This is a genomic window from Nocardia amikacinitolerans NBRC 108937, from assembly GCF_001612615.1.
Classification (GTDB): domain Bacteria; phylum Actinomycetota; class Actinomycetes; order Mycobacteriales; family Mycobacteriaceae; genus Nocardia; species Nocardia amikacinitolerans.
In genome coordinates this window covers 131,539-145,550 of the sequence record NZ_BDAU01000001.1, presented here as the reverse complement: position 1 = coordinate 145,550, position 14,012 = coordinate 131,539, and the positions used below count along the sequence as shown (strand labels likewise).

General features: G+C 70.0%; 12 protein-coding genes. 10 read left to right on the top strand and 2 right to left on the bottom strand.

The features are described from left to right. Positions 1-35: 35 nt before the first annotated feature. Complete coding sequence (locus tag NAM01S_RS00665; protein ID WP_067778037.1) at positions 36-1,535, top strand: flavin-containing monooxygenase; 1,500 nt, start codon at positions 36-38, stop codon at positions 1,533-1,535. A 108-nt stretch (positions 1,536-1,643) separates the two neighbouring features. On the opposite strand, the gene NAM01S_RS00660 is transcribed toward NAM01S_RS00665, so the two are convergent. Next, on the bottom strand, positions 1,644-4,448 hold the full coding sequence (locus NAM01S_RS00660) for an ATP-binding protein (protein WP_067778036.1): 2,805 nt from the start codon (positions 4,446-4,448) through the stop codon (positions 1,644-1,646). A gap of 209 nt (positions 4,449-4,657) precedes the next feature. On the opposite strand from NAM01S_RS00660, the gene NAM01S_RS00655 reads away from it, so the two are divergent. Both NAM01S_RS00655 and NAM01S_RS00650 read left to right on the top strand, forming a co-directional pair. Then, entirely contained in the window at positions 4,658-5,002 is a 345-nt protein-coding gene (locus NAM01S_RS00655; RefSeq protein ID WP_067778314.1) for a VOC family protein, read from the top strand. Between the two features lie 43 nt (positions 5,003-5,045). Next, positions 5,046-5,519, top strand: a complete 474-nt coding sequence (locus NAM01S_RS00650; protein WP_067778035.1) for an iron chaperone — start codon at positions 5,046-5,048, stop codon at positions 5,517-5,519. Between the two features lie 37 nt (positions 5,520-5,556). On the opposite strand, the gene NAM01S_RS00645 is transcribed toward NAM01S_RS00650, so the two are convergent. Beyond that, a complete protein-coding gene (locus tag NAM01S_RS00645) occupies positions 5,557-6,189 on the bottom strand; it encodes a TetR/AcrR family transcriptional regulator (RefSeq protein WP_067778034.1) in 633 nt (210 codons plus the stop codon). A gap of 49 nt (positions 6,190-6,238) precedes the next feature. Between NAM01S_RS00645 and NAM01S_RS00640 the strand changes: the two genes are divergently transcribed. From NAM01S_RS00640 to NAM01S_RS00610, 7 genes are all read left to right on the top strand, one after another. Continuing rightward, complete coding sequence (locus NAM01S_RS00640; RefSeq protein ID WP_067778033.1) at positions 6,239-9,427, top strand: acetyl-CoA carboxylase family protein; 3,189 nt, start codon at positions 6,239-6,241, stop codon at positions 9,425-9,427. A 67-nt stretch (positions 9,428-9,494) separates the two neighbouring features. Continuing rightward, entirely contained in the window at positions 9,495-10,145 is a 651-nt protein-coding gene (locus tag NAM01S_RS00635; protein ID WP_067778032.1) for a pentapeptide repeat-containing protein, read from the top strand. Between the two features lie 49 nt (positions 10,146-10,194). Beyond that, positions 10,195-11,001, top strand: a complete 807-nt coding sequence (locus NAM01S_RS00630) for a helix-turn-helix domain-containing protein (RefSeq protein ID WP_067778031.1) — start codon at positions 10,195-10,197, stop codon at positions 10,999-11,001. An 8-nt stretch (positions 11,002-11,009) separates the two neighbouring features. Beyond that, a complete protein-coding gene (locus tag NAM01S_RS00625) occupies positions 11,010-11,780 on the top strand; it encodes an alpha/beta fold hydrolase (protein ID WP_067778030.1) in 771 nt (256 codons plus the stop codon). 128 nt (positions 11,781-11,908) lie between these two features. Further along, entirely contained in the window at positions 11,909-12,199 is a 291-nt protein-coding gene (locus NAM01S_RS00620; protein ID WP_067778029.1) for a hypothetical protein, read from the top strand. A gap of 122 nt (positions 12,200-12,321) precedes the next feature. Then, positions 12,322-13,008, top strand: a complete 687-nt coding sequence (locus tag NAM01S_RS00615; RefSeq protein ID WP_067778312.1) for a HEAT repeat domain-containing protein — start codon at positions 12,322-12,324, stop codon at positions 13,006-13,008. Further along, on the top strand, positions 13,002-14,012 hold the full coding sequence (locus NAM01S_RS00610; protein WP_067778028.1) for a HEAT repeat domain-containing protein: 1,011 nt from the start codon (positions 13,002-13,004) through the stop codon (positions 14,010-14,012). Before NAM01S_RS00615 ends, NAM01S_RS00610 begins: the two co-directional genes overlap by 7 nt.

Here is a 14,012-nt window from a genome sequence, read left to right as displayed (position 1 = left end):
GCCCGGGTGCGAGACCAGACGAAACGAGTACCCCAATGACGCGGCATGTCGACGTACTGATCATCGGCGCTGGCCTGTCCGGAATCGGCGTGGCCTGCCACCTGACCCGCGAGCGGACCGGACGCAGCTACGCGATCCTGGAACGGCGCAGCGCCATCGGCGGGACCTGGGACCTGTTCAAGTACCCCGGCATTCGCTCCGACTCGGACATGTACACCTTCGGCTACGGCTTCCGTCCCTGGCACGGCACCAAGGTGCTCGCCGACGGCCCGCACATCCGCCAGTACGTCGAGGACACCGCCGCCGAGTACGGCGTCACCGAGCACATCCGGTTCGGCCGCAAGGTGACCGTCGCGCGCTGGTCCAGCGAGACCGAGCTGTGGACGGTGACCGCGCTCGACGAGCAGACCGGCAAGACCGAGGAGTGGACAAGCAACTTCCTGGTCGGCTGCACCGGTTACTACGACTACGACAAGGGCTACCGCCCCGAGTTCCCCGGCGAGGAGAACTTCCGCGGGCAGCTCGTGCACCCGCAGCACTGGCCCGAGGACCTGGACTACCGCGGCAAGCGTGTGGTCGTCATCGGCAGCGGCGCGACCGCGATCACCCTCATCCCCGCTATGGCCGACGACGCCGCGCACGTGACCATGCTGCAGCGCTCGCCCACCTACATCACCGCGTTGCCCGCCGACGACCCGGTCGCGGTCGGTATGAAGGCGGCCAAGGTGCCCGCCAAACTGGCCTACCGGATCGGCCGGGCGCGCAACATCGCCTTGCAGCGCGCCAGCTTCCAGTTGTCCCGCACCAATCCGGCGGCGGCGAAGAAGCTGCTGCTCGCCGCGGTCCGGCTCCAGGTCGGCGCTGATCTGGACATGCGCCATTTCACGCCGTCCTACAACCCGTGGGACCAGCGCCTGTGCGTGGTGCCCAACGGCGACCTGTTCAAGGTGCTGCGCAGCGGCAAGGCCTCGATCGCCACCGACCGCATCGACACCTTCACCGAGACCGGCATCCGGCTGGCCTCCGGCGAGGAGCTCGAGGCCGACATCGTGATCAGCGCGACCGGCCTCACCGTGCAGATGCTCGGCGGCGCGTCGCTGGAGATCGACGGCGAACCGGTGGCGACCCGCGACCGTGTCGTCTACAAGGGCGCCCTGCTCGACGGCGTGCCCAACGCCATGATGGTGCTCGGCTACACCAACGCCTCGTGGACGCTCAAGGCCGATCTCGCCGCCGAGTACTTCTGCCGCCTGCTCAACCACCTGAAGTCCAACGGCCTGACCAAGTTCGTCGCGGTGGCCAAGGAGGGCGACCGCGGCGTCGATTCGGTGATGGGCGGCGCGCTGACCTCCGGCTACATCAAGCGCGGCGACGCGGTGATGCCGCGCCAGGGCACCAACGGGCCGTGGCAGGTCGTCAACAACTACTTCCGCGACCGCGCCCTGCTGCGCAAGGCGCCGCTCGAGGACGGCGTACTGACCTTCAGCGCCGCCGCCGACCGGCCCGTCGCACTGCTCGACAGCCGCACCGCCTGATCTCGGCGACACCGGTCGATCTTCAGCCCGCCGATACGTCGGCGGGCTGAAGTCGTCGAGGGCATGTGCCGCTGCTATGCGGAGGCGCTCATGGCGGTTTGTCAGCCCTCAAGGCGCGGGAAAGGTAATGCCGAGGTCCGCGAGAACGGTCGTGCCGACCTCGGCGGAGTCGCCGCCGACGAGCGCGAGAGTTCGGGCCTGCTGGTAGGGGCAGCGGGCTGCTTCGAAGGCGGCCGCGGTGGCGAGTAGGCGGTCGGGCTCGTTGTCGAGCAGGGCTGCGGCCCGGTCGACGATCGCGTCGGCGATCGGGTTGCCTGCCACCGAGGTGCGCGCCGTGGCGAGGTGGTCGCGGGCGTCCGGATGACCGGAGAGCACCGCGGCCTCGGCGCGCAGTGCGAGATACCAATGGCGCCATACCCAGACGACTCGCTCGTCCATCTCGTCCGGGTCCGCTGCCAGCCCGGCCAAGGCCCGGTCGGCTTGTCCGTGGTGCAGCAGGACGATCGCGTCGAACACGGCGCTGTAGGCGGCCTTGTGCTCGCGCGTCACACCGAGCGCGTCGACGGTGGCCAGCCACTCGGCTCGCGCCGTGTCGTCACCGCGCAAACCGTGGACCAGCGCTACCGCGGCCGCCGCCGTGGCGAGGTGGGGCGCGGGCAGGCGTCCGGAGAGCTCCCACGCGTCGAGGAACCGCCCGCTGCCCGCGAGCACGTCGGCGACATTGCCCGCAAGCGCGTCCGCGACCAGCAGCCGGGACGTGGCGAAGTCACCGCGTTCGGCCAGCAGCGGCAGGTCGCGGAGCTGCTCACCCCACCGCAGGGCGCCCGCCAAATCGCCCACCCCGACGCAGGTTTCGGCCGCCTCGGCGAGCGCGTTGACCCGCTCGAGCGCGCAGGCCGACGTCACCGGCACCGACGCGAGCAGCTCGACTCGTCGAAGGGCCGTCGCCGCGGTCGCGAAGGTATCGCCCGCCCAGCACTGGGCAGCGGCGAGTGCGTCGAGCGCCGCGCTCTGCGCCAGCGGATCGCCGGTCCGAAACGCCAGGTCGACAGCTCGCTCGGCGAGCGCGATCGCCTCGGGTGCGCCGAGCCCACCCTGATCCGGATCGATGGCGTCGGCGAGTACCCCGCACTCGGCCAGCGCTATCGCGGCCTGCGCGGCCGGATCCGCACCCGCCAGCTCACGTGCCTCGGCCAACAGCATCGCGGCCGCACCCGGCGGTGGCGGCTGGGTGAATGTGTCGGTCATCCGATAGACGGTGATCGCGGCCGTGGCCAAGTCGCGCGCGGCCGCGGCCGGGTCGCCGGTGCCGGTGTCGGCGGCGGCGCGATAGAGGCGGAACATGTCCTCGCCGCGCATGCGACATCCGGCCACCGCGGCGGCGTTCCGCAGTGCCGCGGCCGCTGCCGCCGGGTCGTCGGTGAGCGCGGCCGCCTGTTCGTAGCGCTGTTGGGACTCGCCGACCAGATTCCTGGCGAATGTCAGCTGGGCCAGGAGCAAGGCCAGCTCGTGCGCCTCGGCGCGGTGACCGCGCTGTTCCGCGGCCCAGGCCAGCGCCGCCCGGATATCGTCGACCGCCGCGTCGAACCTGGTGCGCCACCCGCCGGTCGCCTCGGGTAGTTCCGCGGCCAGGTCGGCGGCGCTCTTCGAACACCAATGCAAGTGGCGGGCAAGCACTTCGGCGAGTTCGCCGGTCGCGACGAGTTGCTCGGTCTCGTACTGGCGAATCGTCTCCAACGCCCGATAGCGGGTGCCCGCCGAGGACACCACGGTGGTCAGCAGGCTCTGCTCGGCGAGGCGAGCCAACCCGTCCGCCACCGCATCCGGGGCCAGCGGCGGATGACCGGCCACCACCGCGGCGTCGGCGGCGGTGAACGGCGCGACCAGGACCGCGACGCGGCGCAGCAGGCATCGGTCCGAGTCGGTGAGCAACGCCTGGCTCCAGTCGAGCATGGCGCGCACGGACCGATGCCGGTCGTCGGCGCGACGTCCGCCGACGAGGAGCCGCAGCGGGTCGGCCAGGCTCGCGGTGAGACCGTCGAGACCGAGCGTGGGCAGCCGGGCGGCGGCGAGTTCGATAGCCAGAGCCAGCCCGTCGAGCCGCTCGCAGACCTCGGCGACCCGCTCGCGTTGCTCCGGATCCACCGACCAGCCCAAGGCGGAGGCGCGTTCCAGAAACAGCGCGATGGCGTCGTTGTCGCGGTCGCCGTCGAGTGACAGTGGAGGCACCGCGTAGACGTGCTCGAAGGGCACCATCAGCCGAGACCGGCTGGTGGCCAAGACGGTCACCCGCGGGCAGCGCGCGAGCAGTCGCTCGATGAACGGCACCGCGCCGTCGAGGAGGTGCTCGCAATTGTCGAGCACGAGCAGGGTATGGCGATCGGCCAGCGCGGACCGCACCGAGTCGTCGAGGCTGCGACCCTGGTTCTCGCCGAGGCCGAGGGCGACGGCCACCGCGGAGCCGATCATCGCCGGATCAGTGACCGGCACGAGGTCGACGAACCAAACGCCGTCCGCGAAGTCGCCTGCCAGGTCGGCGGCGGCCGCCAACGCCAACCGGGTCTTGCCGATCCCGCCGGGACCGAGGGCCGTCACGTGGCGGTGCGCTCGCACGGCTTCGCGCAGTGCGCCGCGTTCCCTGGCGCGACCGACGAACGACGTCAAGGGCGAGGGTAGGGCGACGATCGGCTCGCTCGTCCGCTCCGCCGTGGCGAGTTCGGCCGAGCGGGCGGCGAGCGCCCGCCGGTCGGGGACACCGACCTTGCGCAGCAGCGAGGACACGTGGGTCTCCACGGTGCGCACCGAGATGAACAACTGGGCGGCGATCTCCGCATTGCTGCGATGTTGCCCGACAAGACTCAGGACCTCGGCCTCCCGGTCGGAGATCCCGACGGCAACCTTCTGCTTCGACACCTCGCCATTTTCCCGTACGGGTCTCGACCCCGGGGTCGCACGGGCAAAGCTACGGGCACGTTCAGTGGTGCGTTCCGTGGTCGGCACGGATGTCGGGGCCCCGCGCCGTGCCTACCGTAATTGTCATGGACATCGGAGGAACGGCCGAAACGGCGCAAGTGCCCTCCGGTTCCGCATCCGAGACGATCTCGACCACATCAGGAGTGATCATGACCGCGGGAATCAAGACCGTCCTGCATCCCGTTTCCGACTTGGCGGCGGCCAAGAAGATGTACGCCGCGCTGCTCGGCATCGAGCCGCAGACCGACGGAACCTACTACGTCGGCTTCGAAGTCGAGGGCCAGCACATCGGACTGGTGCCCGGCGGTGGACCGCAGAACATGACCGCCCCGGTGGCGTACTGGCACGTGCCCGACATCGAGGCGAAGCTGGCCGAAGTCACCGCCGCCGGCGCCACGGTCAAGGAGCCCGTGCGCGACGTCGGTGCCGGTCGCCTGGTGGCCACCGTCACCGACCTCGACGGCAACGTCCTCGGGCTGCTTCAGGACAGCTGAGCGCCCCCGACCCCCCATCAACACCCGAACCAAGGAGCCGACAATGACCGCCCAGAAGACCACCACCCGCACCGCCACCAAGAGCAAGACCGCGGTCGGGTTCTCCGACGAAGAACGTGCCGCGATGAAAGAGCACGCCCAGGAGCTGAAGACGGCCGCCCGCCGCGGCTCGCGCGCCACCAAGGCCGACGGGGAGCAGGACGTGCTCGCCAAGATCGCCGACATGGCGGACGCCGATCGCGTTCTCGCCGAACGGATCCACGCCATCGTCAAGGCCGACGCACCGGAGCTCGCGCCGAAACTCTGGTACGGCATGCCCGCGTACGCCAAGGACGGCAAGGTCGTGTGCTTCTTCCAGAGCGCGGAGAAGTTCAAGGCGCGGTACGCGACGCTCGGCTTCAACGACTCGGCGAACCTCGACGACGGCACCCTGTGGCCGACGGCTTTCGCGCTGACGAAGCTGACCGCCGCCGACGAGAAGAAGATCGGCGAGCTCGTGCGGCGGGCCGTGAGCTGAGCACCCGCCCCGGTGGCAGGGGAACCGGCGGCCGACTTCAGGACCGGGGAGCCGCTGCGGAGCTCATGCCGAGCAGCGTCTCCGCCACCGTCTGCATGCCGCGCAGGTACTTCCCCCACGCGGCCGCGTCCGTGTCACGACGTGCCAGTGCCCCGCTGGCCAGCGCGTAGCCGATCGTCTCCGCGACCACGCGCGGCTCGGCGACCGGTGCGACCGTCGCGGCCTGCCGCTGGCGCTCGATCCACCGGGCGAAGCGACGGATCGGACGCTCGGCGATCTCGGTCGCCAGACCGGCCAGAGCCGGCTCGATGGCGCCGCGCTCCTCGATCATCCGCAGCAGCGGACCGGCGTCGCGGGCCGCGGCGGCGAAGGCTTCGATGGTGGCGCGCAACGTCTTTCGCGGATCGTCGCCGATGAGGCCCGGCTCCTGCGCGGCGAGGAAATCGTCGCGCACCCTGGCGGCAAGAGCCTGGAAGATCTCCTCTTTCGACGCGAAGTACACGTACAGCGTGGCGCGCGCGACACCGGCCTCGGCGGTGATGGCCGCGACGGTGGTCTCGGCGTAGCCGCGCGCGGCGAAGACCCTGGCGGCGGCGTCGAGCAGGTCGCGGTGGCGGTCGGTGTGCGAGCGTTCGCGTGCGGCGCGAACCGACCAGGCGGAGGAGGTCACGGCACCATGGTCATTGACGTTGACGTCAATGTCAACGACACTGGGCGGCATGCGCGTCGTCGTGGCCAACAGAGGAGAAATCGCGGTTCGAGTCCTGCGGACCGCGCGCGAGCACGGATACTCCACGCTCGCGGTGTACACGGAGGACGAACGCGAGGCCATGCACGTGCGCCTGGCCGACGACGCGGTGGCGTTACCCGGTCACGGCGCGGCCGCCTACCTCGACGTGGCGGGCATCGTCGCCGCGGCGCGGAAGGCCGACACCGGAGCGCTCGTCCACCCCGGATACGGATTCCTCAGCGAGAGCGCCGATTTGGCGGCCGCTTGCGCCGCGGCGGAGCTGGTGTTCGTCGGGCCGGCGCCGGAGGTGCTGCGTATCTTCGGCGACAAGACCGCGGCGCGGGCGGCGGCCGAACGAGCGGGCGTACGCGTGCTGCCTGCTACGCCCGCCGGGTCCGGTGTCGCGGAGATCGCCGAGTTGCTCGCCCGCTATCCGGAGGGCGTCATGGTCAAGGCCGCGGCCGGTGGTGGCGGACGCGGCATGCGGGTGGTGCGCGACCCCGGCGAGGTGGCCGCCGCCTACGAGCACTGCCGGGCCGAGGCGCGGGCTGGTTTCGGCGACGACACGGTCTACGCCGAGGCGCTGGTTCCGGAGGCAAGGCACATCGAAGTGCAGGTCGTCGCGGACGGCACCGCGGCGGTGGCGGTCGGCGACCGTGATTGCAGCGTGCAGCGCCGCCACCAGAAACTGATCGAGATCGCGCCGGCTCCCGGACTCGACGCCGCACTGCGTGAGCGGCTGCACGCCGACGCCGTCGCGCTCGCCGAATCGGTGCGCTGTCGCGGCGTGATCACCGTCGAATTCCTGGTCAGCGGAGCGCACTACTGGTTCCTCGAGGTGAATCCGCGACTTCAGGTGGAGCACACCGTCACCGAGGAGGTCACGGGTATCGACCTGGTCGCGATCCAGTTCGAGCTGGCCCGCGGCGCGTCGCTCACCGACCTCGCACTGCCCGATCCCGCACCGCGCGGCTACGCGGTCCAGGCTCGGGTGAACGCCGAAATCGTCACGGCCGGTGGGGAAGTGCTGCCCGCCTCCGGCACCGTCGCGCGGTTCGCCGCGCCGACCGGCGTCGGCGTGCGGGTCGACACCGGCCTGTACGCGGGTATGCGGCACGGCGTGCACTTCGATTCGTTGCTGGCCAAGGTGATCGCGCGCGCCGGTACCTATCCGGCCGCGCTGCGTCGGTGCGCCGACGCGCTCGCCGAGACCGTGGTCGCAGGCGTGGACACCAACGCGACAGTGCTGCGCGCGGCGCTCGACGAGCTCGCCGACGGGCGCACGGTCAGCACCTCCTGGTTCGAGCAGCGTGTCGCTGAATTCGCCGCTCGCGCAGCGGATCTCGCGACCGCGCTGCCCGTGGTCGACACGACGATCGAGGATTCGGCCACGCGCGTCGCCGATCCGTTGCTCGACGGGGAGATCGCGCTGCTGGCACCGATGGGCGGCACGGTCGTGAGCGTGGTCGAGCCGGGCTCCGTCGTCGCGCCGGGCGACGAGGTGGCCGTGCTTGAGGCCATGAAGATGCAGCACGTGCTGCGCGCGGAGCGGGCCCTGCGCGTGCTGCGGCACCTTGTCGCGCCCGGCGACACGGTCGACCCGCACACCGCGCTGCTGGTCTGGGCCGCCGCCGAGCACGACGGCGAAACCGCCGACGTCACCGCCGTCGACCTGGACGCGATCCGCGCCGATCTCGCCGAGGTTCAGGAACGTCACCGCGTCGGTCTGGACGCCGCCCGGCCCGAGGCCGTCGCCAAACGCCACCGGCTCGGCAGGCGCACCGCCCGCGAGAACATCGCCGATCTGGTCGACGCGGACAGCTTCGTCGAGTACGGAGCGCTCGCGGTCGCCGCCCAACGGCTGCGCCGCAGCCCCGAGGACCTCATCGCCAACACCCCCGCCGACGGCCTGATCACCGGCGTGGCCACGATCAACGCCGATCGCTTCGGCGCGGACGCGAGCCGCGCGGTCGTCCTGTCCTACGACTACACGGTCCTCGCGGGCACCCAGGGCATGCGCAATCACGCCAAGACCGACCGCATGCTGGAACTCGCTCGCGAGCAACGACTTCCGGTCGTCTTCTTCACCGAAGGCGGCGGCGGGCGGCCGGGCGACACCGATTACCCGGGCATCTCGGGCCTGGATGTCACCACCTTCCGCGCGATGGGCGCGCTGTCCGGTCGGGTGCCGCTGATCGGCATCGTCTCCGGCCGCTGCTTCGCGGGCAACGCCGCGCTGCTCGGCATGTGCGACGTCGTGATCGCCACCCCCGACGCGAACATCGGCATGGGCGGGCCCGCGATGATCGAAGGCGGCGGTCTCGGTGTGTACGCGCCGGAGGACATCGGGCCGATCGAGGTTCAGCGCCGCAATGGCGTGGTGCACCTGGTCGCGGCCGACGAAGCCGAAGCCGTCGCCCTCGCGCGCCGCTATCTCGGCTACTTCCAAGGCGAGACCGTCGAATGGACGGCGCCCGATCCCCGGCTGGCGCGCCACGTGGTGCCCGAGAATCGATTGCGCGCCTTCGACATTCGCGCTGCCATCGCGGCGGTCGCGGACGTCGACTCCGTACTGGAGCTACGGGCGGACTGGGGTGTCGGCATCGTGACCGCCCTTGTTCGGGTCGAGGGCAGGCCCTTCGGCCTGATCGCCAACGACTGCCACCACCTCGGCGGCGCCATCGACGCGCCCGCCGCCGACAAACTCGCCGCGTTCCTCCGGCTCTGCGACGCGCACCGACTGCCGATCGTATCCCTGTGCGACACACCGGGTTTCATGGTCGGACCGGAGGCCGAGACGCACGCGACGGTGACCAAGTTCAGCCGCCTGTTCATCGAGGCCGCCGGACTGTCGGTGCCGTGGGGCACGGTGATCCTGCGCAAGGGCTACGGCCTCGGCGCGCAGGCGATGGCGGCGGGCTCGTTCCGCGCGCCACGGTTCGTGATCGCTTGGCCGACAGGCGAGATCGGCGGCATGGGCCTGGAAGGCGCGGTGCGGCTCGGCTTCGCCAAGGAACTGGCCGTCATCGACGACCCCGCCGAACGGCAGACCGCCTTCGACAACCTCGTGCGACTCGCCTACGCCAACGGCAAAGCGCTCACCGCGGCGACCGTGCTGGAACTGGACGACGTCATCGACCCCGCCGACACCCGCCGCTGGCTGCGCACGCTGCGCTGACCGGGGTCGTGTCGGTGGGTGCTGATAGACAGGACCGACGTTGTCGACCGAGGTTGGGAGGTGGGGCGTGGCACGTGAGCTGGCGGATCTGCCGTTCGCGCGATACCTGAGGCCGTTCGAGGGTGAACCGGAGCGCGAGGGCGACTACGACTGCGTGCACGTCGAGGACCGGCAGCTCGAGCGCCCCGCCGCCGAGCACGTGCGCTTCGAACAGTCCGCGTTCAGCTCGCTGACCATCACCCGGGGCAGTTTCCGCTACGGCCGGTTCGCCGACGTCTGGTTGCGTGCCGTCGCGTTCGTCGGCACCGAGCTCGCCGATAGTTCCTGGCAGGACGCCGAATTCGTCGAGGGCGCGCTCTCTGGCGTCGACGCGGGCGGCGCGGTGCTGCGTCGAGTCCGATTCGAGGGCTGCAAATTCGACTCGGTCAACTTCCGCGGCGCGAAACTCCGCGAGGTCACCTTCGCCGACTGCGTACTGCGCCACACCGATTTCGGCGACGCCGATCTGAATACGGTGAGCTTTCCGGGAACTGTGCTGACCGACCTCGCGCTGAACAAGACCCGGATGCGCAAGGTCGACCTGCGCGGGGCAACCCGAATCGGCGTCGCCGAGGGACTCGACGGGCTGCGCGGCGCGACCATCACGCCCTTGCAATTGATGGACCTGGCACCGAGTTTCGCAAGCGCCCTCGGCATCATCGTCGCCGACGAGCCCTGACCGGGAACTCGGCGACGAACGGTCCTGGTGCCGCGATACGCTCGGCGGGGTGGATCCGATCCTGTTCGACAGCGGTCTCGATGGAGGCTGGGACATCGCGCGGCATGCCGACAGCCGGAGCGGTATCGACATCGCCGGGTATCGCGATCGTGGCCGTGCGGGGCTGGACATGCGGGTAGTTCCCGGCAGGTCTTGTGTGATGGTTGTCGACCTTGGTGACGGGCTGGATATCGACACGGGTTCGGACCGGTGGGTCGCGGGCGGGGTGGTGACGGGCTTGTTTCCCGGTGCGGTCAGGATCCGCAGCCCGCGGGTGGATTGCGTGGAGCTACGGCTCTCCCCGGTGCAGGCGTATGCGTTGTTGGGCACGGTGGTTTCTTCGGCTACGGCGCCCGATGCATTGTTCGGCGAGGCGGTGCGCAGGCTGCGCGAGCAGCTGGTCACCGCGACCTGGGAAGAGCGGTTCATGCTGACCGAAGCGTTCGTGATGCAACGCTTTTCGTATCGACCCGCACCCGAGGTGGTGGCGAGTTGGGAGCGCATCCTGGCCAGCCATGGCCGGGTGCGCGTCGGTGAGCTGGCCCAGATGTGCGGGTGGAGTCGGAAACGGTTGTGGTCCAGGTTCACCGCCCAGATCGGCGTCACGCCGAAGCGGGCCGCGATGCTGGCCCGGTTCGATCGTGCCGTGACAGCGCTCGGCGCGGGAGTGGCGGCGGCCGAGGTCGCCGCCCGCTGCGGGTACGCCGACCAGTCGCATCTGCACCGCGAGACCGTCTTGTTCGCCGGCCGAACCCCGGCCGAGCTGGCGGAGGAGGGGAACATTCATTCAAGACGGGAGTCTGTCCACTACCGATAGTCGTGGGTATGGACATGAAGTTTGTCGACGAGGGTCGTGGTCCGGTCATTCTGATCGTGCACGGCGGTATGGGAGACAGCTCGGCGTGGGCTCGCGTGGTCCGGCCGCTGACGCACCGCTACCGGGTGCTCCGGCTGCATCGCCGCCAGTATCGCCTCGACCTGGTGCGGGCCGAGCCGGTCACCATCACCGAAGAAGTCGGTGACGTGCTGACGCTGGCACGCACTGTCGGGGAGCCAGTTCTGCTCTGCGGCCACTCGTCGGGTGGTGTGATCGCCTTGGAAGCCGCCGCTGCCGCGCCCGCGTTGTTCGCGGGGCTGTTCGTCTACGAACCGCCGGTGGTGATCGACGAACCGTTGGGCGGTCCCGCGCTGCGTGCGGCGCGAGCCGCGGCCGCCGCTGGAAAGCCCGGAAAAGCAATCGCGATCTTCGAACGTGACGTATTCGAGGCGGGACGAGTTGCGAGGACAATGTTTCGGATCGTGGTCGCCGCGGTGCCGCAACTGCGGGCATATGTGCCGCGCCAACTCGATGACGTCGCGGCAATCGACTCCCTCGGCCGGCGGCTGGACTGCTATGCCGCGATCGAGCTGCCGACGGTGCTGCTCGGCGGCGATCGCAGCCCAGCCCACCTCGGCGAACGGATCGACGCCCTGTGCGATGTCATGCCGAACGCGCGGAAGATCCTCATGGCCGGGCAGGCGCACAATGCCAACGACTTCGCACCACGCCGACTCGCGCGGCTCATCGAAGCCTTTGCGGCCGAGGTATTTTCGTGACACAGACGGTGCGTTGGTCTAGATCGCTACCGGCGATTCCCCGAGCTTATGGACGGTAGTGGACCGCAGGTCTGGCTGGAGCGGCCGTTTCGAATGACTGCGGCTATGCGTATACATATACTTCAAGTATGGATCCCCTGAGCCTTGCGGTCGGTGCCGCGCTGGTCGGTGTCGGCTTCGTGTGCGGTCGGATCGGGCGGCGGCGAGCCCGGTCGGGGGAGAAGGTGCTTACCGCGCGTTGCGGCTGCGGGCACGATCTGGCGTTGCACGACCGCGAGACGGGGAAGTGTCACGCCGAGATCCGCCGGAAGGGCGTGCACGGTCTGCGCGAGTGGGTCGGTTGTCAGTGCCGTCGGTACAACGGGCCGACGCCGTTGGAGGATGTGTTCGCGCCCCCGATCCTGCCGCCGAACTCCTGAGCGCACATCATCGACGCGTAGCCCCGCGCTCGAGGCCGCTTGGCGCACCACCGGATGTTGCCGACGGCTTGCCTGTGAACTTGACCTTGTCACTGTGCGAAGCCGTTCACTGGCGGTCGGAGGTGGTCCCCATCAACACGAGACACTGGAATTCACAGGACGCGCGGCTGCTCGACGCATTGGCCGATGAGAACTCGTCGACGCGGCTGAAGGCGGCCTTGGCGATCGGAACGCACGCCGCACCCGCTTTCGTCGATGTACTCGTAGAGCGGTGCGCGATCGAGCCGGACTTCTTCGTGCGGGACATGCTCACGTGGGCGCTGACCCGCCTCCCGGCGGAGATCACGGTTCCGAAACTCCGCGCGGAGTTGGGTTCCGGACGTGCACAGGCCCGGAGCCAGGCGTTGCACACACTGTCGAAGATCGGGGACGAGAACGCGTGGCCCGCGATCACGCGGTCGCTGCTGCACGATGCCGACGACGAGGTCGCGCGCAGTGCGTGGCGCGCTGCCGTCGTTCTCGCGCCCGAAGGGGAGCGGAAAGGGCTGGCCGCGGAGCTGGCCGCCGAATGGGGCCGCGGGGATCGGGACGTACGACTGAGTCTGAGCCGTGCCCTCGTCGCACTCGGCGACGTGATCGAGCCGATCCTGCAGGCGGCGATGGCAAGCCACGACCCGACGGTGCGGGCGCATGCGCGCGCCACGCAGCGACTGCTGCACGACCCGGAAGCAGGATTCGACCTCGCCGTCGACGAGGCACGCCGGGTCGTCGCCCTCGGCCCGGAACGGAAGGAGGAAGCCGCGTGCTGATCGGTGAGGTGGCGCGGCGCTCGGGTGTGAGTGCCCGAATGCTCAGGCACTACGACAACCTGGGGCTGGTACGACCCACGGGCCGCACCGTGGGTGGCTACCGGGAATACTCTGCCGAAGACATCCGGCGGATCTTCCACGTGGAGGGTCTGCGATCCCTTGGGCTGTCACTGCGCCAGATCGGATCCGCTCTCGACGATCCCGGATTCGTCCCGTCGGCACTGGTCGGCGACCTCATCCGCAAGACCGAGGCACGACTCGACCGAGACCGGGAACTGCTCGAGCGGCTACGCCTGGTCGATACGGTCGAGCCCGCCAGCTGGCAGGACGTCGCGCGCGTCATCGAGCTCCTGCACGGGCTCACCTCGCCGAGTGCCGCACGGCGGCAGCAAGCCGCACTGGCCCCGGCCGAGGACCTGGCGATGCCCGCCGAGCTGCTGGTCGAGGCACTCCTCACCGAATCCGATCCGAACGTCGCCGGTGCCCTGCGGTGGGCCCTCACGAGGGCCGACGGTGACGCCGTGGCCACCCTGACGCGTGCCCTGAGCTCGGAGAACGTCGATATCCGGCGGCGCGCGGTCGCGGCGCTCGCCGAGTTCCCCGATGACGAGGCGACCGCGGCGCTCACGGACGCACTCCGGGATACGGACACGACGGTTCGCAGACATGCGGCTCTGGCACTGGGTGCGCGCGGCGTCGCCGGAGCTGTGCCGGCGCTCGTCGCCACGGTGGTCGAAGGGCCGAACGATGTCGAGGCAGCCGAGATACTGGGAACATTGGCCAACGACCCCGAGTTGGCGGATCGGATTATCGGCGCGATGGCCGATGAACTCGCCGCTCCCACAGCGGATTCGGCGGTGCGGATGCGGCTGACCCAGGCGCTCGCGGAGATGCCGGGGACCATTGCGCTCACGATCCTGCGGCAGCTTGCCTCCGACGATGATCGAGCCGTGGCCATCCTCGCCGCGTCCCTGGTGAAAGCGCTCGAAGAACGGACGGTCTGA